This window comes from Pseudomonas putida (assembly GCA_041879295.1).
In the GTDB taxonomy this organism is placed as follows: domain Bacteria; phylum Pseudomonadota; class Gammaproteobacteria; order Pseudomonadales; family Pseudomonadaceae; genus Aquipseudomonas; species Aquipseudomonas putida_Y.
Map to the genome: position 1 here is coordinate 3750216 of CP047152.1, position 20994 is coordinate 3771209.

Annotated in this window: 16 protein-coding genes, 4 tRNA genes and 1 pseudogene; 5 read left to right on the top strand and 16 right to left on the bottom strand. The window is 60.9% G+C overall.

What is annotated here, in order from left to right:
• Positions 1-57: 57 nt before the first annotated feature.
• Positions 58-1464, bottom strand: coding sequence for a transglycosylase SLT domain-containing protein (locus tag GST84_17240; GenBank protein XGB13984.1), 1407 nt, complete (start codon positions 1462-1464; stop codon positions 58-60).
• A 157-nt stretch (positions 1465-1621) separates the two neighbouring features.
• Between GST84_17240 and GST84_17245 the strand changes: the two genes are divergently transcribed.
• The 3 genes from GST84_17245 (at position 1622) to GST84_17255 (ending at position 4468) form a co-directional block, all read left to right on the top strand.
• Complete coding sequence (locus GST84_17245; protein ID XGB13985.1) at positions 1622-2419, top strand: hydrolase TatD; 798 nt, start codon at positions 1622-1624, stop codon at positions 2417-2419.
• A 126-nt stretch (positions 2420-2545) separates the two neighbouring features.
• A complete protein-coding gene (locus GST84_17250; protein ID XGB13986.1) occupies positions 2546-4024 on the top strand; it encodes a HAMP domain-containing protein in 1479 nt (492 codons plus the stop codon).
• Positions 4025-4099: 75 nt separating this feature from the next.
• The gene (locus tag GST84_17255; protein XGB13987.1) at positions 4100-4468 is read left to right on the top strand and encodes a DUF962 domain-containing protein; all 369 of its coding nucleotides are present in this window, start codon (positions 4100-4102) and stop codon (positions 4466-4468) included.
• A 41-nt stretch (positions 4469-4509) separates the two neighbouring features.
• Here the strand turns inward: GST84_17255 and GST84_17260 are convergent.
• The 3 genes and pseudogenes from GST84_17260 to GST84_17270 form a co-directional block, all read right to left on the bottom strand.
• Positions 4510-5293: pseudogene (locus GST84_17260) on the bottom strand (thioesterase family protein).
• 77 nt (positions 5294-5370) lie between these two features.
• Positions 5371-6150, bottom strand: coding sequence for a CHAD domain-containing protein (locus GST84_17265; GenBank protein XGB13988.1), 780 nt, complete (start codon positions 6148-6150; stop codon positions 5371-5373).
• Between the two features lie 14 nt (positions 6151-6164).
• Positions 6165-6443 (bottom strand): lipoprotein, encoded by a 279-nt coding sequence (locus tag GST84_17270; protein ID XGB13989.1) that lies wholly within the window; start codon positions 6441-6443, stop codon positions 6165-6167.
• 177 nt (positions 6444-6620) lie between these two features.
• Here GST84_17270 and GST84_17275 point away from each other — a divergent pair, with 177 nt between their 5' ends.
• Positions 6621-7661 (top strand): alpha/beta hydrolase, encoded by a 1041-nt coding sequence (locus GST84_17275; protein XGB13990.1) that lies wholly within the window; start codon positions 6621-6623, stop codon positions 7659-7661.
• 115 nt (positions 7662-7776) lie between these two features.
• Here the strand turns inward: GST84_17275 and GST84_17280 are convergent, their stop codons facing one another.
• The 11 genes from GST84_17280 to GST84_17330 form a co-directional block, all read right to left on the bottom strand.
• The gene (locus tag GST84_17280; protein ID XGB13991.1) at positions 7777-9648 is read right to left on the bottom strand and encodes a peptidylprolyl isomerase; all 1872 of its coding nucleotides are present in this window, start codon (positions 9646-9648) and stop codon (positions 7777-7779) included.
• A 181-nt stretch (positions 9649-9829) separates the two neighbouring features.
• Positions 9830-10102 (bottom strand): DNA-binding protein HU-beta, encoded by a 273-nt coding sequence (gene hupB, locus GST84_17285; protein XGB13992.1) that lies wholly within the window; start codon positions 10100-10102, stop codon positions 9830-9832.
• Positions 10103-10254: 152 nt separating this feature from the next.
• Positions 10255-12651 carry an endopeptidase La gene (locus tag GST84_17290; GenBank protein ID XGB13993.1) on the bottom strand — a complete coding sequence of 799 codons (2397 nt, stop codon included), beginning with the start codon at positions 12649-12651 and terminating at the stop codon, positions 10255-10257.
• Between the two features lie 164 nt (positions 12652-12815).
• Positions 12816-14099, bottom strand: coding sequence for an ATP-dependent Clp protease ATP-binding subunit ClpX (gene clpX / locus GST84_17295; protein XGB13994.1), 1284 nt, complete (start codon positions 14097-14099; stop codon positions 12816-12818).
• Positions 14100-14207: 108 nt separating this feature from the next.
• Entirely contained in the window at positions 14208-14849 is a 642-nt protein-coding gene (gene clpP / locus GST84_17300; protein ID XGB13995.1) for an ATP-dependent Clp endopeptidase proteolytic subunit ClpP, read from the bottom strand.
• Positions 14850-14940: 91 nt separating this feature from the next.
• Positions 14941-16254 carry a trigger factor gene (locus GST84_17305; protein XGB13996.1) on the bottom strand — a complete coding sequence of 438 codons (1314 nt, stop codon included), beginning with the start codon at positions 16252-16254 and terminating at the stop codon, positions 14941-14943.
• Between the two features lie 248 nt (positions 16255-16502).
• Positions 16503-16802 (bottom strand): hypothetical protein, encoded by a 300-nt coding sequence (locus GST84_17310; GenBank protein XGB13997.1) that lies wholly within the window; start codon positions 16800-16802, stop codon positions 16503-16505.
• Between the two features lie 835 nt (positions 16803-17637).
• A tRNA-His gene (locus tag GST84_17315) sits at positions 17638-17713 on the bottom strand.
• 36 nt (positions 17714-17749) lie between these two features.
• Positions 17750-17834 (bottom strand) — tRNA-Leu (locus tag GST84_17320).
• 52 nt (positions 17835-17886) lie between these two features.
• Positions 17887-17962: transfer RNA gene (locus tag GST84_17325), tRNA-His, on the bottom strand.
• A 41-nt stretch (positions 17963-18003) separates the two neighbouring features.
• Positions 18004-18080, bottom strand: a tRNA-Arg gene (locus GST84_17330).
• Between the two features lie 269 nt (positions 18081-18349).
• Between GST84_17330 and folD the strand changes: the two genes are divergently transcribed.
• Positions 18350-19204 (top strand): bifunctional methylenetetrahydrofolate dehydrogenase/methenyltetrahydrofolate cyclohydrolase FolD, encoded by an 855-nt coding sequence (gene folD / locus GST84_17335; protein XGB13998.1) that lies wholly within the window; start codon positions 18350-18352, stop codon positions 19202-19204.
• A gap of 95 nt (positions 19205-19299) precedes the next feature.
• Here the strand turns inward: folD and GST84_17340 are convergent, their stop codons facing one another.
• The gene (locus GST84_17340; protein ID XGB13999.1) at positions 19300-20988 is read right to left on the bottom strand and encodes an EAL domain-containing protein; all 1689 of its coding nucleotides are present in this window, start codon (positions 20986-20988) and stop codon (positions 19300-19302) included.
• Between the last annotated feature and the right edge of the window lie 6 nt (positions 20989-20994).

Consider the following 20994-nt stretch of genomic DNA (forward strand, 5'->3'; position numbering starts at 1 on the left):
ATTCGATAGATATGAAAATCGCAAAAAACCCAACATAACAATCGATATAATCGATTGTTAACGCTTCGCTACGCGCTCCAGTGCTGTGCGTTCGCGGTTGAACGCCAGGTAGTACTTGTTGATGCTATTGACGAAATTGACCGGTCCCATCCCCACCTGCTCCATGGCGATACGCTCTGTCTGGAAGAACCACTGGTTACCGTTGAGCCCTCGCCGTCGGGCCTCTGCGCGCATGGCCTGAACCCGCTCGGGGCCAAGGTTGTAGGCTGCCAGCACAAAGGCCATGCGCTCACGCTCATTGATCTTGGCACTGGCAAAAAACTTGCGCCGGATAAGCGCCAGGTAACGGGCACTGGCCAGGACATTGCCATCTACCGTCGCGGTATTGCTCACCCCCACCCGTTGGGCCGCCGAAGGGGTAATCTGCATCAGACCATGGGCACCGCCAGTGCCGCGTGCAGTCGGGTTGAGCGTCGACTCCTTGAAGGCCAGTGCAGCCAGGTTGAGCCAGTCGATCTGTTGCGCCTGACCATGCTTCTGCAACACTGCCCGCACCGAGGCCAGACGCTGGCGGCCTTTGCTGGCCAAGGGGTTGTGTACCCGGTACTGGCGGCGGTAGATACGCTCGAACGCTGCATCCTGGTTATCGGGCGCGCGGTAACCTTGCAGAAAGCGATCGACTGCGGCCAACAATTGCGGCGCATCACGCCCTACATACCAGCGCATGGCTTGCGGCGCACCCAGGCGCACCCGGCTGTCCAGGCGCAGCCGCGGCATAACCCGGGCCCAACGCCGGGCAATGGGCTGCTCGACTACGGTCAGGTGGTAGATGCCAGCCTGTACCATCTCCAGCACATCCTCCACTGCCAGCGTCGAATCGACCCACTCCACTTTGATCGGCGGCCGCTTGCGCAGTGCCAGTTGCTGGTTGACCTGCTGGATCAGCGGCCCGGCGGCACTGGCGCTGGTCAAGGCGACGGTACGCCCTGACAGCTGTTCGACCTTGCTGAAACTTCGCTCGCCTTTGCGCCCGACCAGCGTCAGCGGCACCTGGTCGAGTATCGGCGCACTGCTGCTGACAGCGCCCACCGTCGTGGGGTCAAGCAGCTCGCCCGGGGCAGCCAGATCACCCTCGCCGCGGGCCAGAGCGCCCAGCAACTGCTCCTTGGCTCGCGGGATGAGCGTTAGCTGGATCTGCTGGTCGTCGGCGGTACGAGCATTGAGGAAATGCTCCAGGGCACGCAGGCGATAATACTCTATGCCGACTGGCTCGCCCTTGACCTCACCGGAGCTGTTGCGGCTCTGGTTGACCAGCACTCGCAGTACTTTGCTGGTACGAATCTGCGGCAGGTCACGTACCTTGGCCGGCGGTATGTGCTGCTGCGGGCCCGGCGAACGCGCCTGGGCGGTGCCGGTAAAGGCCACCCAAAGCATCAGCAGGAGAATGAGCCAGCATCGCAGCATGCGAAAACGTGTCCGTGGTCGGTGAGCGGCATCCATGGGTTGCACCGCCAAGTGATAAACGACGGTAAAAGACCACGGCAACAGCATGAAGTTCTTGGCTTTTTCAGAAAAACCCGGTTTTTGCTATGCTGGCCGCCCCGCGGCACGAGATAGCACCATGCAACTGATCGATATCGGCGTCAACCTGACCAACAGCAGCTTTCACGACCAACAGGCAGCCGTTGTCGAGCGCGCACTGGAGGCCGGCGTTACGCAAATGCTACTGACAGGCACCAGCCTGGCGGTCAGCGAACAAGCGCTGGAGCTGTGCCAACAACTGGATGCCAGCGGCGCGCACCTGTTCGCCACGGCCGGCGTACACCCACACGATGCCAAGGCCTGGGATGCCGACAGCGAGCGCCAGTTGCGACTGTTGTTGAGTGAACCGCGCGTACGCGCTGTGGGCGAATGCGGCCTGGATTTCAACCGCGACTTTTCCCCTCGCCCGCTCCAGGAAAAAGCCCTGGAAGCCCAGCTGACGCTAGCTGCGGAGCTGCGCCTGCCGGTGTTCCTGCACGAGCGCGATGCCAGCGAGCGCTTGTTGGCGATTCTCAGGGAGTACCGCGACCACCTGTCGGGCGCAGTGGTGCACTGCTTTACCGGTGAGCGCGAGGCGCTGTTCGCCTGCCTGGACCTGGACCTGCATATCGGCATTACCGGCTGGATCTGCGACGAACGCCGCGGCACTCACCTGCACCCGCTGGTAGGCAACATTCCTCAAGGCCGGCTGATGCTGGAAAGCGACGCGCCCTACCTGCTGCCGCGCAGCTTGCGGCCCAAGCCCAAAAGCGGGCGCAACGAGCCGGCGTTCTTGCCGGAAGTACTGCGCGAGGTGGCCTCACATCGCGGTGAGTCAGCCGAGCACACGGCAGCGCATACCACGGCAACGGCCCGCGATTTTTTCCAGCTCCCCTGATTCTTGCGGGTTTCTGCGGGGTGGGTGAACGCCGTTGATATGCATCAACAAATCCCGTGGAGGACGCGGGCACAATGATGGCACCTTGCCAATATTGTTTCCGCTCAACTCAGAGAAGACCTGCCCATGGGTGCCTGGCTTAGCAATGTTTCCCTGAAGTACAAGTTCTGGGCCGTCAACGCAGTGGCCTTTGTCACCACCTTGCTGCTGGTGCTGTATGCCGTGCACCTGGAGCAACGCGCACGTGCCGAGGCGGCTCAGGCCCAAGCGGCCGCGCAAGCCCAGTTGCTGGCCGCCTGGCCAGCCGGGCAAGCACTGCCACGCCCGGCCAATGTCATCAGTTGGCAAACGGGGCAAACACCAACCTTCGCCGGAGAAGCGCTCGATGCCCTGCGCAATGCCAAAGGCTGGGTAGAACTGCCAAGCGCCTGGATCCTCGGTGAAAACCCGCTGCGTGGCGCTCAGGTGCTGCGCAACGGCGACCAGCAGTTGGCTGTGCTGGCTCAGTCCCCCAGTCTGCGCCAGGTATTCTTCGATCGCTTCAGCAACTACGCGGTGTGTGTACTGATCCTGATGCTGGCCATGCTCGGTGCCTCCCAACTGCTGATCCGCTTCCTGCTCAGCCAGCTCAACACCCTCAAGGACGTGATGCTGCACGTGGAAAAAACCGGTGACTTGTCGGCCCGCGTACCGCTGGCCAGTGGCGACGAGGTCGGCCAGATGGCCGGGGCCTTCAACGCCATGCAGTCCACCTACCACCGCGTGGTCAGCACCGTCGCCCAAAGCGCAGCACAGCTGGACTCGGGCGCTGCACGCCTGGCCGCCAGCATGAGTGACGTGCGCCATGGCATGCTCGGCCAGCAGAGTGAAACCGACCAGGCCGCCACTGCCATCAACGAAATGTCGGCGACCGTGCACCACATTGCCCAACACGCCGGTGCCACCCGCGATTTGTCACAAACCGCCGACACCCTGGCCGGCAGCGGTCAAGCGGTGGTCAGCCGAGTGCAGGATTCGATTTCGGGGCTTTCCAGCGGCGTGCAGCAAACTGCCGAAATGATTCGCCAGTTGGCCGAGGACAGCCAGAAGATCAACGGTGTCGTCAGTGTGATCCACAGTATTGCCGAACAGACCAACTTGCTGGCACTCAACGCTGCCATCGAAGCCGCGCGCGCCGGCGACCTGGGCCGCGGCTTTGCCGTGGTGGCCGATGAAGTGCGCAACCTGGCCAAACGCGTGCAAACCTCCACGGATGAGATCACCACCATGGTTTCGGCCCTGCAGTCGGGCACCCGCGATGCGGTGGAGTTCATGCAGGAAAGCTCGTACAAGGCCGACGACTGCGTGCGTCAGGCTCAGGAGGCCGGCGAGGCGCTGGCTGAAATTACCGGTGCCGTGGCACAGATGCGCGAGAGCAATACCCAGATCGCTGTAGCGGCCGAGCAGCAAAGCCAGGTAGCCGAGGAAATGAACCGCGCGGTGGTCAGCATCCGCGATGTCACCGAGCGGACCGTGCAGCAGACGGTCGGCTCGGCGACCACCAGCAGCGAACTGGCGACCCTGGCCGGCGAACTGAACAAGGCCATTGGCCAGCTCAAGCTATAGTCACCATAGCCAGGTTCGATTGGCCCCCGCCTGGGGGCCGCACTAAGCTTTGGGCATGACCGAGAGGAAATCCCCATGAGCAAACGCCTGCCCAATCTTCCCGCCTGGCAATGGCGCGGCTACCACCATAATCACCGCCACCCGGCCAACCTGGTGCTGCACCTGATTGCCGTTCCTTTGTTCATTTTGGGGGCACTACTGGTGCTGTCCGGACTCTTCGGTTTCGACCTCGGCCAGATCGCGGTGGGCGTGATTGCCCTGATCGCCGCACTGGGCCTGCAGCGCCAAGGCCACCGCCTTGAAGCCGAGCAGCCCGAACCGTTCGCCAACCGCCAGGATGCCGTGCAGCGATTACTGACCGAGCAGTTCATCACCTTTCCGCGCTTTGTGGTGAGCGGGGCCTGGTGGAAGGCCTGGCGGGAGCGGCACAAGCACCGACACTGAGTCAGTTGCCGGGGCGCTCCTTGTAAGCAACCTGGTAAGGATCAGGCGAAAACGGTGACGGTCTGCCGGCTCAAGGCCAACAACTCGCCCTGCGCTGTCCACAATGCCGCAGCAGCGTGCCCATAGCCATCCCGTGCATGCTCGGTCTCCACGCAGTATCGGCACCAATCCAGGGTCGACAGTTTCGCCGTAGGCTGGATGAACTCAATGGTCCAGGTCAGCGGGCTGCTTGAGAAACGGCATAAGGCTGGGTGGCCAGGCATCGACCAACGCCAGCAAGTGCGCCTCGTTCACCGGCTCTTCCCGCACATCCCGCAAACGCACCCAGCCGCCCATCTTGCGCGACTTACTGCCACTGAACGGAAGCCCACCTACCGCCCAGCGCAGGGCAACATGCCGCATGAACTCAGGGGTAACGCCTTTGATATAGGGCAACTCCGGGGCCGCCGCGTCGAGCGCAGGCATTTCAACGGCCGGTAACGCCGGCACTTCCACCACCGAAGGCCGGCCCGCACCGAAATTGCCCTGCACCAAGGTCACCACTTGGCCATCCTGAACGGCGCGGCCCAGCAACGTGCTAACCGCCTTGCCTTCGCGCAAGACCTCCACCTCGAAGCGGATGGGCACATCCGCAGCCGCTGGCGCCACGAAGCTGATGGCCAATGAGCGTACCGGGCGGCTGTCGCAGAGCCTGAGGCGCATGGCTTCGTACACCATGGCCGCCATCAGGCCGCCAAAGGCTGCGCGCCCCTGAGCCCAGCTGGGCGGAATGCTGACGGAATCCGGGTTGGCCCGCACAGCGTCGAGCAGTTGGTTGAAATTCATTGGCCGGCTCCTGCCTGCAAAGGAAAAGGTCCACTCATCCTAGCCAGCAAACCCCGGACAATCAGCCCGCAAATCGGTCATTTTCCGTGATAACGCCGCGCCAGCGCCTCTTGCAGGGTATCCAGCGTCACATCTGACTGGCGCTCCGCCTCATGCAGTTCCTGCTCCCAATCGGCCTTGCAGGGCAGCAGGTCGGCATGGTCGCGCGCTTGCAGCAGCCATTGCAGGCGGTCGTGCCAATCACCCAGGTCGCCCTGGGCCTTTTTCAGCACACGTTGCAGTTTCTTTCCTGCGTGATCGAGTTGCGGATAGGCCTCATCGCCATAGCGCGCACGCTTTATCAGCAAACGCAGCCGGTGGCGATCGTGAGCCGGGTCCCGCAACGCTTCGTGCAACGTGCGCCATTGTTTGACCAGGCGCTTGTCGATGCGTTTGTCCAGCGATTTGACCAGCCCCTCCCGGCCCGCCGCACGCAGGAACAATGGAAAGGCGTCAACAATCGCCAGCACCCTGGCCAGCTGCGGGCTGGCAGCGACACTTGCAAAGGTTCTGTCACGCCCCTGCAGACGCCGCTGCCCGGCTGCCGCATGACCGCGCCCGATCAGCTCGGCCGCCAGTACCTCACGATCACGCAAGGGCGTGGTAAGGGTACCCAGCGAACTTGCAGCATCCTCAAGCTGCTCCACGCCGGGCAGCCCACGCAACGGCCTCAACAGACTGCGCAGGCGCCGCAAGGTGATACGCAAGTCGTGCAAGGCCTCGCTGTCGGTATTGGCAGCCAGGCGTTCACGACAGGCCAGCAAGCGCACCTGCAAGGTCAGTATCTGGGCAACTACATGGTCGAGCATGGCAGACATACGATGCTCCCTGGTCAGCGCCCAGCGCGAGATTCACGAATGTAGAAGCGGGCCTTTTCGGCTTTGCGGGTACAGCTTTCATAGCCTTCGAACTGCTGCTGGGTCTTGGCCCCGGTCAGCAACGACAAGGCCTTGGAGTAACTGACGGCACCGGCGAAGCCTTCGGCCTTGGCCAGGTCCAGCTCCTTCCAGGCGGCATCCAGCTGGGTCGCGCAGCTGTCACGGTAGGCCGTCTTGCCCGCGCAGCCAGCAAGGGCCAAGGCAATCAGTGGAAGGCAGATCCAGGCTTTCATCAGTAATACCTCTATGGATAAACGGTGGCTATTCGACGCTCCGACAGCTGGAAAGTGCCATGCCCAGCCGGCGTTGCCTGGCCAGTTTTATTACAGTAGCTCAGCACGATCTACATTGAAGCACAGGCAGCGATGGGTGCATTGTAGGACCATGATGGCACTGGCCGGGGAATGTTCATGAGTAAACGTGTGGCACTGGTACTGGGGTCGGGCGGAGCCCGAGGGTATGCACACATCGGCGTGATCGAAGAAATCGAGCGCCGCGGCTACGAAATAGCCTGCGTCGCGGGGTGTTCCATGGGCGCGGTGATTGGCGGTATCTATGCCGCCGGCAAGCTGGACGACTATCGCAACTGGATCGAGAGCCTCGACTACCTGGATGTGCTGCGCCTGGTCGACGTCAGCTTTCGCCTCGGTGCAATTCGCGGCGACAAGGTGTTCGGGCAGATCCGCAAGATCGTCGGCGAGATAAACATCGAGCAACTGCGCATACCCTACACCGCAGTGGCGACCGACCTTACCAACCAACAGGAAATCTGGTTCCAGGAGGGTTGCCTGCACCAGGCCATGCGCGCCTCGGCGGCCATTCCCAGCCTGTTCACGCCGGTGATGCAAGGCAACCGCATGCTTGTCGACGGCGGCATCCTCAACCCGCTGCCAATCGTGCCTGTGGTGTCCAGCCATTGCGACCTGATCATCGCGGTGAACCTCAACGCCACCAACCAGAAGCAGTACCAGTTGCCAGTGATTGAGCGCCCGGCAGCGTTCAAGATGCGTTTTGACGCCTTGCTGAGTTCGCTGGGCTCACGCCTGCCGTTCCGGCGCAAACCGGCGGAAGAGCTGATCCGCATCGAAAAGGAAATCGTCGCCGAAGGGTTGGCGCCACCAAGCCCGTGGCTGGCCGACAGCGCCGACCCGGAAAGCCAGCAATCAGCGGCGGCCCCGGAGCGCGAGGGCGCGCCGAAGTCGGCCACCGGTTCTTTCATCATCGACAACGTGGGGCCGGCCTCGCTGCTGGACTTGATCAACCAGAGCTTCGAGGTCATGCAGACTTCGTTGGCACAGTACAAGATTGCCGGCTATCCGCCGGATGTGCTGATCAACGTGCCCAAGCGGGTGTGCCGGTTCTTTGAGTTCTACAAGGCGCCGGAGCTCATCGCCCTGGGGCGAGAGATTGCACGCGATACGCTGGACAGTTATGAAGGGGTGAAGCGGTAGAATCTGGTCCGCGCCGCCCCTGAGGCAGTGTGGTCTTCGACAATGACCGTCCTCGCGGCTGGCGAAAACGAAACAGGCCGCGCGAGGCGGCCTGTTTCTTCATGCAACGAACACCTTAGTAACGGGTGATGTCTGCATTGGCTTCCAGCTGCTTGCGGTAAGCGGCAAAGTCCTGCTGGCCAGCACGTGACGCGAGGTAGCGGCGAATCTGCTGCTTCTCTTCGTCGGTGGCGGTAGCGCCTTCGTTCACACCCTTGAGCTGCAATACCACCAGGCTACCGTCACGCAGCACTACACTGCCGTAAACAGGCTTGTCCTTGGCTTGCGGCTTGCCCAGACGGAACAGTGCCTGCAGTTCGGCCGGATCAATACCGTCCTCACCACGGGTGACTGCTTCATAGGCTTTCCAGCCCAGGCCTTCGTGCACACTGCCTGCTGCGATGGAACCGTCGCGCAAGCCGGCAATCAGCTTGTCTGCCTTGGCCTTGAGCTCGGCAGTCGCCTTCTCTTTGGCCAGGTGCTCCCTGATGTTCTTGGCCACAGCTTCCAGCGGCAGTTGCTCTGGCTTGCGGTGCTCCTTGACGCGCAGCACCACGGTGGTCTCAGGGTCAAGCTCGATGGCGGTGCTATTGGCCCCCTCATCCAGCACTTCTTCAGAGAACGCAGCCTGCACCACCGCACGGTTGGCAGTAATACCTTCACCGCCCTCGCGGCCGAAGGCAGCGGAGGTGTGTACCTTGAGGTTCAGGTCCTGGGCCGGCTGGGCCAGATCGGAAGCCTCGTAGGCAGCATCCTGCAGTTGCTTGCTGGCGTCGACATAACGCTGCTCGACCAGTGGCATCTTCAGATCGCGGGTCAGTTTGTCCTTCAGGCTGGCGAAGCTCGGTACTTCTGGCGCCTGCACGCCCAGCAGCTTGATCAAATGGTAGCCAAACTCGGTGCGCACCGGTGCAGATACCTGGCCATCCTGCAGCTTGTACAGCGCCTCTTCGAAGGCTGGGTCGTATACACCCGGGCCGGCGAAGCCGAGATCACCACCGCTGTTGGCGGAGCCTGGGTCCTGAGAGAACTCCTTGGCCAGAGCGGCAAAGTCCTCACCCTTGGCCAGACGCTGCTCGATCTCTTCGGCGCGGGCCTTGGCCTGGGCGTCGGTGACCTTGTCGTTGACCTCGATGAGGATGTGCGCGGCATGGCGCTGCTCGGCGAGGTTGGCGATTTCCTTCTCGTACTGGGCCTTGAGCTCTTCGTCGGTCACTTTGACCTGGTCGAAGAAGGCCGACTTTTTCAGTTCGATGTAGTCGATCACGACCTGGTCAGGCGACATGAACTCCTTGGCGTGCTGGTCGTAGTGCGCCTTGACCTCTTCATCGCTGACCTTGACTGCGGCCGGGTCGGCCTTGAAGGTCAGGGAGGCGAAGTCGCGGGTCTGCTTTTCCAGGCGAGCAAAGGCTTCGACCTGCTGATCGGTGACGAAGCTGCTACCGGCCAGGCCAGTGCGCAGTTGGCCGATCAGCATTTCCTCGCCGAGCATCTCGCGGAACTGCATGCGGCCGTAGCCCATCTGGCGAATCACCTGGTCGAAACGGTCAGCGCTGAACTTGCCGTCCACCTGGAACTCAGGGGTCTGCAAGATCACCTGGTCCAGCGCAGCGTCGGAGAATGCGAACTTGGCATCCTCAGCACCTTGCAGCAGCAGCTTGCGGCTGATCAGCCCCTTGAGTGCCTCCTCACGCAGCAACTTGTCATCCAGCAGCGCCGGGTCGAAATCCTTGCCCAACTGTTGCATCAGTTGACGGCGCTGCATGTCGGCCGCCTGGCTCAGTTCGTTCTGGCTGATGGTCTGGCCGTTCACCTTGGCGGCGTCCTGGCTATGAGTGGCGGCCTGGAAAATGGCTTCGAAACCGGTCAATGCCATCAACACGACGATAAGGCCGATGATGGTCTTGGCAATCCAACCTTGTGAATTGTCCCTGATATTTTGCAGCATGCGTCCCCCAGAAACGGCTGTACCACTGCGTCGACAACCGCGGAGCGTGGGTAGAATCCTGATAAAAGAAAGGCGCATCCGAGGATGCGCCTTTTCTTAGCAAACGTGTCAGGCGGGAACGTTTGCGCCCCGCCATCACCGTGCTCGGACCAGGCCAGGCCGGGCCCGGCTGAAAGACGACTTAGTTGACGGCGTCTTTCAGGCCTTTGCCTGCCTTGAAACCTGGAACCTTGGCGGCTTCGATCTTGATTGCCTTGCCGGTTTGCGGGTTGCGGCCGGTACGCTCGGCGCGCTCCTTGACCGAGAAGGTACCGAAGCCAACCAGTACCACATCGTCACCTTGCTTCAGGGCGCCGGTGACGGATTCGATGACTGCGTCCAGCGCACGGCCGGCTACAGCTTTCGGGATGTCAGCAGATGCGGCGATAGCGTCAATCAGTTCCGACTTGTTCACTCTAAGTCCCCTTATTTCTCTATTGAGTTTGTTTCTAAGTATGTAATGAAAAGCTTATGAAACGTGTGCTGGGCGGCCTGACGACAATAGCGTGCCGCTTTATAGCAAGGCCTCGAAAAAACTGTCAAGGAAAGCCCCCCAGCTGAAAACTACTAATGCGTGCTAATTCTTTCCTTGGCATCGCCGTCGCGCTTTTCATCTTTCGCGACAATCTCCGGAGCCACATCTGGCAAGGGCTCCGGGGCGTATTGCAGCGCAATTTGCAGGACTTCGTCAATCCATTTGACCGGTTTGATCTGAAGATCCTGTTTGATATTTTCAGGAATCTCCTTGAGATCGCGAACATTCTCCTCGGGAATGATCACCGTCTTGATCCCGCCACGGTGTGCCGCCAGCAGTTTTTCCTTCAGCCCGCCAATGGCCAATACCTGGCCACGCAAGGTGATTTCACCGGTCATGGCCACGTCAGCACGTACCGGAATCTGCGTCAGTGCCGACACCAGTGCGGTGCACATGCCGATACCGGCACTTGGGCCATCCTTCGGCGTGGCGCCCTCAGGCATGTGAATGTGCACGTCGTGCTTCTCGTGGAAGTCGGCGGCAATCCCCAGGCTGCGGGCGCGGCTGCGTACCACGGTCTGCGCGGCGGTAATCGATTCGACCATGACATCGCCCAGCGAGCCGGTCTTGATCAACTGGCCCTTGCCGGGGATGACCACAGCCTCGATGGTCAGCAACTCACCGCCCACCTGGGTCCAGGCCAGGCCGGTAACCTGACCGATCTGGTCCTGCTGCTCGGCCAGACCATAGCGGAACTTGCGCACGCCCAGCAGGTGCTCCAGCTGCTCGCTGGCCACCTTGACCTTGACCTGCTTCTGCCCGGTATGTTCCTTGACCACCTTACGGCAGACCTTGGCAATTTGCCGCTCCAGGCCCCGTACACCGGCTTCGCGGGTGTAGTAGCGGATGATGTCGCGAATCGCCGAGACATCGACCTCCAGCTCTTCCTTCTTCAAGCCGTTGGCCTTGACCTGCTTGGGCACCAGGTACTTGATGGCGATGTTGATCTTCTCGTCCTCGGTGTAGCCAGGCAGACGGATGATTTCCATCCGGTCCAGCAGCGCCGGCGGGATGTTCATCGAGTTCGAGGTGCAAAGGAACATCACGTCCGAGAGGTCATAGTCGACCTCCAGGTAGTGGTCGTTGAAGTTGTGGTTCTGCTCAGGGTCGAGCACTTCCAGCAGTGCCGAGGCTGGGTCGCCGCGCATGTCGCTGCCCATCTTGTCGATTTCGTCGAGCAGGAACAACGGGTTGCGCACACCCACCTTGGTCATCTTCTGGATCAGGCGACCCGGCATGGAGCCAATGTAGGTACGGCGGTGGCCACGGATCTCGGCCTCGTCACGCACGCCACCCAGGGCCATGCGCACGAACTTGCGGTTGGTGGCGGCAGCGATCGACTCGGCCAGCGAGGTCTTGCCGACGCCGGGTGGCCCGACCAGGCACAGCACCGGACCGCGGATTTTCTTGACGCGCTTCTGCACAGCAAGGTACTCGAGGATGCGTTCCTTGACCTCTTCCAGGCCATAGTGGTCGGCATCGAGGATTTCCTCGGCCTTGGTCAGGTCCAGACGCACCTTGCTCTGTGCCTTCCACGGCACCTGCACCAGCCAGTCCAGGTACGAGCGCACCACGGTAGCTTCGGCCGACATCGGAGACATTTGCTTGAGCTTGTTCAGCTCCGCCTGGGCCTTGGCCAGGGCATCTTTAGGCAGACCTGCGGCTTCGATGCGTTTTTTCAGCTCTTCGACTTCATTGTGGCCTTCGTCACCATCGCCAAGCTCTTTCTGAATGGCCTTCATCTGCTCATTCAGGTAGTACTCGCGCTGGCTACGCTCCATCTGCTTCTTGACCCGGCCGCGAATGCGCTTTTCGACCTGCAGCAGGTCGATTTCGGCATCCAGCAGTGCCAGCACGTGCTCGACACGGGTAGTCAAGTCGACGATTTCAAGAATTTCCTGCTTCTGCTCGATCTTCAGGGCCATGTGCGCGGCCATGGTGTCGACCAGGCGTCCTGGCTCTTCGATGCTGTTCAGCGAAGACAGCACTTCGGCAGGCACTTTCTTGCCCAGTTGAACGTACTGTTCGAACTGCGACAGCAGGGTGCGCACGAAGACTTCCGACTCGCGCTCGGCAGTGTCGGTTTCGTCGATCAGGGAGACTTCGGCACGGATGTGCCCTTCAACTTCGGAGAAGCGCTCGACCGCACCACGCTGCTCGCCTTCGACCAGCACCTTGACGGTGCCATCAGGCAGCTTCAGCAGTTGCAGCACGGTGGCAACGGTACCGACGCGGTACAGGGCGTCCTCACCCGGGTCGTCGTCGGCTGGATTCTTCTGGGCCAGCAGAAGGATCTGCTTTTCGCCCGTCATCGCCGCCTCGAGGGCTTCGATGGACTTTTCACGCCCCACGAACAGCGGGATAACCATGTGCGGGTAAACAACGACATCGCGCAATGGCAAAAGAGGCAAGTCGAGGGTGGTCTTCATGATTTCGCCTCTACAGCGGCCTTATGGCCGGAAACCGGTGGAAATGATGCTTGGACCTAATGTGGGGGCACGCTTGGGAAATTACAAGCGCTTGCACAGGAAAAGCAGAAAGGGGCCCGTAGGCCCCCTTCTTGCTTGCAACCGAAAACCGGCCATTGCCTGAATCAGGCGTCTGGTGCGGCCTTGGCTTGCGGTTCGCTGTTTTCGTAAATCATCAGCGGCTGCGAGGTGCCCTCAATGACGCTCTCGTCGATAACCACCTTGCTGACATCCTTTTTCGAAGGGATCTCGTACATGGTATCGAGCAGAACGCCTTCGAGGATCGAACGCAGGCCACGGGCACCAGTCTTGCGCTCCAGGGCCTTGCGCGCAACGGCCTTGAGCGCATCGCTGCGGAACTCGAGGTCGACGCTTTCCATCTCGAACAGCTTGGCATACTGCTTGGTCAGGGCATTCTTCGGCTCGGTGAGGATTTGCATCAACGCAGCCTCATCCAGCTCGTCAAGGGTAGCCAGTACCGGCAGACGGCCGACGAATTCCGGAATCAGGCCAAACTTGACCAGATCGTCCGGCTCGACCTCACGCAGGGACTCACCAACCTTCTTGCCCTCTTCCTTGCTGCGCACTTCGGCACCAAAACCGATGCCACCTTTGGTGGAGCGGTTCTGGATGACCTTTTCCAGGCCCGAGAACGCACCACCGCAGATGAACAGGATGTTGCGGGTATCAACCTGCAGGAATTCCTGTTGCGGGTGCTTGCGGCCGCCTTGCGGCGGGACCGAGGCCACGGTGCCTTCGATCAGTTTCAGCAGTGCCTGCTGCACGCCCTCACCCGAGACATCACGGGTGATGGACGGGTTGTCCGACTTGCGCGAGATCTTGTCGATTTCGTCGATGTAGACAATGCCCATCTGGGCCTTTTCCACGTCGTAGTCGCACTTCTGCAACAGCTTCTGGATGATGTTCTCGACGTCCTCACCCACATAACCGGCTTCGGTCAGGGTGGTGGCGTCAGCAATGGTGAACGGTACGTTCAACAGGCGTGCCAAGGTTTCGGCGAGCAGGGTCTTGCCCGAGCCAGTCGGCCCGATGAGCAGGATGTTGCTCTTGCCCAGTTCGACTTCGTCACCCTTCTTGTCACGCTGGTTCAGGCGCTTGTAGTGGTTGTACACCGCTACGGCCAGCACCTTCTTTGCGCGCTCCTGACCAATGACGTACTGGTCCAGGATGCCGCTGATTTCTTTCGGCGAAGGCAATTTGTGCGCGCTGCTCTCGGCCTGGGCTTCCTGCACCTCCTCACGGATGATGTCGTTGCACAGGTCGACGCACTCGTCGCAGATAAATACCGAGGGCCCGGCAATCAGTTTGCGCACTTCGTGCTGGCTTTTGCCGCAGAAGGAGCAATAAAGCAATTTGCCGCTGTCCTCGCCGTTACGGGTGTCAGTCATTCGATCGATCCAATCCGGTAGGCTTGCAACACAAGATGAAGGCAATTGCGGGCTTTTTCAAGTCCGCAGGTAGGCGCTTTCGACGCCCACCTGCTCTGACCTCCCGGTTCAGGAGGCCAGTTGCCGCTTGTCGTAGACCGAGTCGATCAGGCCGTACTCGGCTGCGCGCGAGGCGCTCATGAAGTTGTCACGTTCGGTGTCACGCTTGATGGTCTCGAGGTCCTGGCCGGTGTGATAGGCCAGCAGCTCGTTCAGACGGGCCTTGATATTGAGGATTTCCTGGGCGTGGATCTCGATATCGGTGGCCTGACCCTGGAAGCCGCCAAGCGGCTGGTGGATCATCACGCGCGAGTTCGGCAGGCAATGACGCTTGCCCTTGGCACCTGCCGCCAGCAGGAAGGCGCCCATGCTGCAGGCCTGGCCGATGCAAATGGTCGAAACGTCCGGCTTGATGAACTGCATGGTGTCGTAGATCGACATACCGGCGGTGACGGAACCACCCGGCGAGTTGATGTACAGATGGATATCCTTGTCCGGGTTTTCTGCCTCAAGGAACAGCAGTTGCGCAACGACGAGGTTGGCCATGTAGTCCTCTACCGGGCCAACCAGGAAGATCACACGCTCCTTCAACAGGCGCGAGTAGATGTCGTAAGCACGTTCGCCACGGGCGGACTGCTCGATAACCATCGGGACCAGGCCGCCTGCGGCCTGGATGTCAGAGCTCTGCTGAATATAAGAATTGCGGGACATGTCCTGCGCTCACTCCCAAATAGTCATGGCTTGAATACGCACAAGCCAGCTCGAAGGCTGGCTTGTGGAGGTTTCCTACGAGAGAAGCCTGTTACTCAGCAGCGGCAGGAGCCTCGGCTGGTTTAACGGCTTCTTCGTACGAGACCGACTTGTCGGTCACAGTCGCTTTCTGCAGAACAGTATCTACAACTTGTTCTTCCAGCACAACCGAACGCACTTCGTTCAGTTGCTGGTCGTTCTTGTAGTACCAGGCGATGACCTGCTCAGGCTCCTGGTAAGCCGAAGCCATTTCTTCGATCATCTCGCGAACCTTGGCGTCGTCCGGCTTCAGCTCGAACTGCTTGACCACTTCGGCCACGATCAGACCCAGCACGACACGGCGCTTGGCTTGCTCTTCGAACAGCTCGACTGGCAGTTGCTCAGGCTTGATGTTGCCACCGAACTGCTGAACAGCCTGCACGCGCAGACGGTTGACTTCGTTTTCCAGCAGGGCTTTTGGCACTTCGATCGGGTTGGCGGCCAGCAGACCGTCCATGACCTGGTTCTTGACCTTGGTCTTGATCGCCTGACGCAGCTCACGCTCCATGTTCTTGCGAACTTCGGCGCGGAAGCCTTCCAGGGTCGATTCTTTGATGCCGAACTGGGCGAAGAACTCTTCGTTCAGCTCTGGCAGCACAGGTGCCGAAACACTGTTGACGGTGATGGTGAACTCGGCGGCTTTGCCAGCCAGGTCCAGGTTCTGGTAGTCCTCTGGGAAGGTCACGTTGACAACGCGCTCTTCGCCTGCCTTGGCGCCTACCAGACCCTCTTCGAAGCCCGGGATCATGCGGCCGGAGCCCAGTACCAGCAGGTTGCCCTTGGCCGAACCACCGGCAAACACTTCGCCGTCGACCTTGCCGACGAAATCGATGTTGACCTGGTCGTCGTTCTGCGCAGCGCGCTCGACGGCCTCGAAGCGGGTGTTCTGCTTGCGCAGCACTTCCAGCATGTTGTCCAGGTCGCTGTCAGCCACTTCGGCGCTCAGGCGCTCGACCTTGATCGACTCGAGGCCTGCAACCGTGAACTCCGGGAACACTTCGAAGATGGCGACGAACTCCAGATCCTTGCCCTTTTCGAAGGACTTCGGCTCTACAGCCGGAGAGCCAGCCGGGTTCAGCTTCTGCTCGACGATGGCTTCGTAGAAGGAAGCCTGGACCAGGTCACCGAAAGCCTCTTGACGGGCGTCCGCCTCGAAACGCTGACGGATCACGGTCATCGGCACTTTACCAGGACGGAAGCCCGCAATCTTGGCGCGCTTGGCAGTCTGCTGCAGACGCTTGTTGACTTCGTTCTCGACGCGCTCGGCCGGAACGGCGATGGTCATGCGGCGCTCGAGAGCGGAAGTGTTTTCAACAGAAACTTGCATGGATATTCCTCGTTGCACAGACGTTAGCCGGCGTTAGCCCGACTCCAGAATCAAGGGCAAACATTCTAGTGAGTCACGCAGCAGAAGTCACCCCACACGGGACGACTGAAAACAACGCCGGTCGATTAACTTTCAAGGCCCGCACGGCACAGCGCCGGGCCTGCTTCCAACAGAGGCTGCACGGCGCCCGGGGCGGCCTGCAGCCGAAATACCTTGTCAAACAACTACCAGCAAAGAATTCGCCTCCTTTATTCAGGATCGATTTCGTTGAACTGGCAGTACTCCTCCCATTCCAGCCCCAGCGCCTCGGCCACTTCACGGTGCGTTTCCAGGCGCATGGCCTGCAGCTGCTCCGGGGACTCGGCAATCAATTGCAGCGCCAACTCCCAGGGCTCAATGCCCTGCTCCGCGGCTGCATCCTCGAACGCCCACTCGATCTGCTGGGCCTGCTCGCGCGCATCCAGCTCGCGGATCTCCTCGAGCAACTGCGGATTGGCTTCGGCAAAGCGCTGCAGCGCCAGGGCCTGACGGGCTTCTTTTGCAATCATCGTGGTGTCCTTTGCCGGCCAAACGGGCCGGTGTTTCAACCGGCTGAAATCTAACAGCTTTTATTGGGGTGCCACCAGAGGATTACAAGGGGCGGGAGGTGATTTGGCCGAGCGGTGGTTGACCGCGACATTTTCAGCGCCTTCGAGATCGAGCGCCGCCCGCGCGGCGCATCGCGAGCAAGCTCGCTCCTACATTTGTTTCGGGCCAGTATCGCCTGTGCCTGCGCACGCGACCGCCCTGTTTGTACCCCACGATATCGAGGTGAGCGCCAAGGGGACGCGCGCGTCTGCCCCAGGAATAATTGGCCCGAAACAAATGTAGGAGCGAGCTTGCCTTGAGGGTTGTAGTGCCTGTGAGATCGAGCGCCGCCCGCGCGGCGCATCGCGAGCAAGCTCGCTCCTACATTTGTTTCGGGCCAGTGTCGCCTGTGCCTGCGCGCGCGACCGCCCTGTTTGTCCCCCACGATATCGAGGTGAGCGCCAAGGGGACGCGCGCGTCTGCCCCAGGAATAATTGGCCCGAAACAAATGTAGGAGCGAGCTTGCTCGCGATGCGCCGCGCGGGCGGCGCTCGATCTACGCATCACCGCAAAAACCAAGGCAGGCACCTTGCCGCCCTGAAACAATCGGCCGTAGAACACCCCATAAAAGCTTGACCGCCAACAGAGTAAGCGCGACCACCTTGTTTACCCGGCACGATATCGAGGAGGAACATCAGGAGCCACGCGGGCGACGCTCAACCTCAATCAAAGACACCAGAACACTGACGGCATGCACATCACAACCCCAAAACAAAAAGGCGCCCGATCTCACGATCAAGGCGCCTTTCAGGAATATGGGGTGGACGATGGGAATCGAACCCACGACAACTGGAATCACAATCCAGCGCTCTACCAACTGAGCTACGCCCACCATATTGCGGTCTTGCAGTACAACCTTACAGAAGCATGGTGCGGACGAAGAGACTCGAACTCTTACAGCTTGCGCCGCTGGAACCTAAATCCAGTGTGTCTACCAATTTCACCACGTCCGCGTAACGCTTAAAACAAAGGCGCCAGATGCTATCGAGGCGCCCTTGAAGAATATGGGGTGGACGATGGGAATCGAACCCACGACAACTGGAATCACAATCCAGCGCTCTACCAACTGAGCTACGCCCACCATATTGCATTACAGCCTACTTGCTTGCCAAAGCTGCCTAATGGCGCACCCGGCAGGACTCGAACCTGCGACCATCCGCTTAGAAGGCGGATGCTCTATCCAGCTGAGCTACGGGCGCTTAAGCTTGAAGCCTAACCGAACGAGACGCTAACAAGGAACTGTTAAACCACTCATTCTGCCCGACTTAGCCAACCAGTGATAGGCTGTGCCCGACAAGTGCGGCGAATCTTATAGTCGACCCCGAAAGTCGTCAACACCTTTTTCGAAAAAATTTAAATTATTTAAGGGGTTAGGGGATTTGCCCGACCACCCGCCTTTGCCCTTGGCCCATGTCGTGCGAGAATGCGCGTTCTTTATTGTTCCTTCTCGATGGTTAATCACGCGTCTATGACTGCACACCTAATCGATGGCAAGGCTATCGCCGCCAGCCTGCGCCAGCAGATCGCTCAACGTGTCGTGGAGCGTCGCCAGCAAGGCCTGCGCACGCCGGGCCTGGCGGTGATCCTGGTCGGCACCGACCCCGCCTCCCAAGTCTATGTCTCGCACAAGCGCAAGGACTGCGAAGAGGTCGGCTTCATTTCGCAGGCTTTCGACCTGCCCAGCGAGACCACGCAACAGGCCCTGACCGAGCTGATCGACCGTCTCAATGACGATCCGGCCGTCGACGGCATCCTGCTGCAACTGCCGCTGCCGGCGCACCTGGACGCCTCGCTGCTGCTCGAGCGCATTCGCCCGGACAAGGATGTGGACGGTTTCCATCCTTACAACATCGGCCGCCTGGCCCAGCGTATTCCGCTGCTGCGCCCATGCACGCCAAAAGGCATCATGACCCTGCTGGAAAGCACCGGCCAGGACCTGTACGGCATGAACGCGGTGATCGTCGGCGCGTCCAACATCGTTGGCCGCCCGATGGCCATGGAACTGCTGCTGGCCGGCTGTACCGTGACCGTCTGCCACCGCTTCACCAAGGATCTGGCCGGCCATGTCGGGCGTGCCGACCTGGTGGTCGTGGCTGCCGGCAAGCCGGGCCTGGTCAAGGGTGAGTGGGTCAAGGAAGGCGCCATCGTCATCGACGTGGGCATCAACCGCCAGGAAGACGGCAAGCTGGTTGGCGACGTGGTCTACGAGACTGCCCTGGCACGCGCCGGCTGGATCACACCAGTGCCGGGCGGCGTCGGGCCGATGACCCGGGCGTGCCTGCTTGAGAACACGCTGTATGCGGCAGAAGAGCTGCACAAGTAATACCGCGTGATGCGAAAACGGCACCTCTTGCAGGTGCCGTTTTTTTTTGCCCGTGATTGATGGTGCGGGTCAGGACCACGGCCCGCTGATGGCCTTCAAGGGTCACGCCACTGCGCCGGCTGCCGGTAGGCCTGTGCCCAGGCTTGCACTTCACTGGCCGGCATCGGCCGGGCAATGCAGTAACCCTGCGCCAGCTCGCAGCCCAGGTCCATCAGTACCCGGCCATGCTCGACACTCTCCAGCCCCTCGGCAATCACCTCGCGGCCAAACGCCCGGGCCAGGCCGATCACCGCCTCCGTCAGCGCCAGGTCGTCCTGGTCATGAAGGATGTCCCGTACGAACGACTGGTCGATCTTGATCGTCTGGGTCGGCAAGCGTTTCAGGTAACTCAACGACGAATAACCGGTGCCGAAATCGTCCAGCGAGAAACGCACACCCAGCGCACGGCAGGCGTCCAGGCAGCGGCTGACGTGCTGCAGGTTGTCGATGGCCACTGACTCGACGATTTCCAGGTCCAGCAGCGCCGGGTCCACCGCCGGGTACGCTGCCAGCAGTTGCTGCAGGCGCTCGGCAAAGTCACTGCGCTGCAAGTGCCGCGCGGCGATATTCACGCTCAGTGACCAGGGCTGCCCTTGCAACTGCCAGACCTGCAACTGGCTCAATGCCTGCCCTATCACCCACTCGCCGATTTCGACGATCAGGTCGGTCTGTTCTACCCACGGCAGGAAATCGCCTGGCGGCACCACGCCACGGCCCGGCCGCTGCCAGCGCAACAACCCCTCGAAGCCCAGTACCTTGCCACTGCGCAGGTTGACCTTGGGTTGGTAGTAAAGACACAACTCGCCGTTGCGTAGCGCCCGGCGCACGCGCGCCACGGTCTGGTGGGTGGCCTTGAGCTCCTGCTCCTGCGTCACATCGAACAGGTGGTAACGGTTGCGCCCGCGCTGCTTGGCCACATACATGGCCTGGTCGGCGTGGCGCACCAGGGTGTCGGCATCTTCGTCATCCTGCGGATACAGGGTCACGCCTATACTGGCGCTGAGCGACAGCGTATGCCCACGCACCACACAAGGCGCCGCCAATGCCCGCAATACCCGCTGCAGGGCTGCATGCAGCTGGCACTCATCGTCGACGTCGCGCAGGATCAGCACGAACTCGTCGCCCGACAGCCGGGCAACGGCATCACCACCGCGCAGGATACTCTTCAAACGCTGCGCCACTTCCACCAGCAGCAGGTCACCCACGGCATGCCCGTAGCCGTCGTTGACCGCCTTGAAACCATCCAGGTCGAGCATGCACACCGCCAGCGAGATGCCTTCACGGCGCGAACAGGCCAGGGCCTGGTTCAGCAGGTCGGACAAATAGGCGCGGTTGGGCAGGCCGGTGAGCACATCGTGGCCCACCCGCCACTGCAAGGTATGCAGTAGCTGACGCTTCTCTGTAACGTCAAAGCGGATGGATACATACTTGCGCACCTGGCCTGTTAGCGGGTCGACCAGCGGCACCATGGTGCTGTCGACCCAATACAACGAACCGTCCTTGGACCGGTTGCAGATTTCGCCCTTCCACACCCGCCCGGCAGCCAAAGCCCGCCACATGCCGACAAAGAACGTCGGCTCATGCAGGCCGGAATTGAGGATACGGTGGTTGGCCCCCAGCAGCTCCTCACGGCTGTAGCCCGAGATGCTGCAGAACTGCTGATTGACGTAGGTGATGTTCCCACGCAGGTCGGTTTCCGAAAAGATCGCGGCCGCGTCCACGGCCGCGCGATAGTTATCATCCATAAAGCA

Coding starts and splice junctions, on each gene's coding strand:
- GST84_17245 (XGB13985.1), top strand. CDS start 1,622: ATGCAACTGATCGATATCGGCGTCAACCTGACCAACAGCAGCTTTCAC.
- GST84_17250 (XGB13986.1), top strand. CDS start 2,546: ATGGGTGCCTGGCTTAGCAATGTTTCCCTGAAGTACAAGTTCTGGGCC.
- clpX (XGB13994.1), bottom strand. CDS start 14,099: ATGACTGACACCCGTAACGGCGAGGACAGCGGCAAATTGCTTTATTGC.
- GST84_17290 (XGB13993.1), bottom strand. CDS start 12,651: ATGAAGACCACCCTCGACTTGCCTCTTTTGCCATTGCGCGATGTCGTT.
- GST84_17340 (XGB13999.1), bottom strand. CDS start 20,988: ATGGATGATAACTATCGCGCGGCCGTGGACGCGGCCGCGATCTTTTCG.
- folD (XGB13998.1), top strand. CDS start 18,350: ATGACTGCACACCTAATCGATGGCAAGGCTATCGCCGCCAGCCTGCGC.
- GST84_17280 (XGB13991.1), bottom strand. CDS start 9,648: ATGCTGCAAAATATCAGGGACAATTCACAAGGTTGGATTGCCAAGACC.
- GST84_17305 (XGB13996.1), bottom strand. CDS start 16,254: ATGCAAGTTTCTGTTGAAAACACTTCCGCTCTCGAGCGCCGCATGACC.
- GST84_17270 (XGB13989.1), bottom strand. CDS start 6,443: ATGAAAGCCTGGATCTGCCTTCCACTGATTGCCTTGGCCCTTGCTGGC.
- GST84_17265 (XGB13988.1), bottom strand. CDS start 6,150: ATGTCTGCCATGCTCGACCATGTAGTTGCCCAGATACTGACCTTGCAG.
- GST84_17255 (XGB13987.1), top strand. CDS start 4,100: ATGAGCAAACGCCTGCCCAATCTTCCCGCCTGGCAATGGCGCGGCTAC.
- GST84_17275 (XGB13990.1), top strand. CDS start 6,621: ATGAGTAAACGTGTGGCACTGGTACTGGGGTCGGGCGGAGCCCGAGGG.
- GST84_17310 (XGB13997.1), bottom strand. CDS start 16,802: ATGATTGCAAAAGAAGCCCGTCAGGCCCTGGCGCTGCAGCGCTTTGCC.
- GST84_17240 (XGB13984.1), bottom strand. CDS start 1,464: ATGCTGCGATGCTGGCTCATTCTCCTGCTGATGCTTTGGGTGGCCTTT.
- clpP (XGB13995.1), bottom strand. CDS start 14,849: ATGTCCCGCAATTCTTATATTCAGCAGAGCTCTGACATCCAGGCCGCA.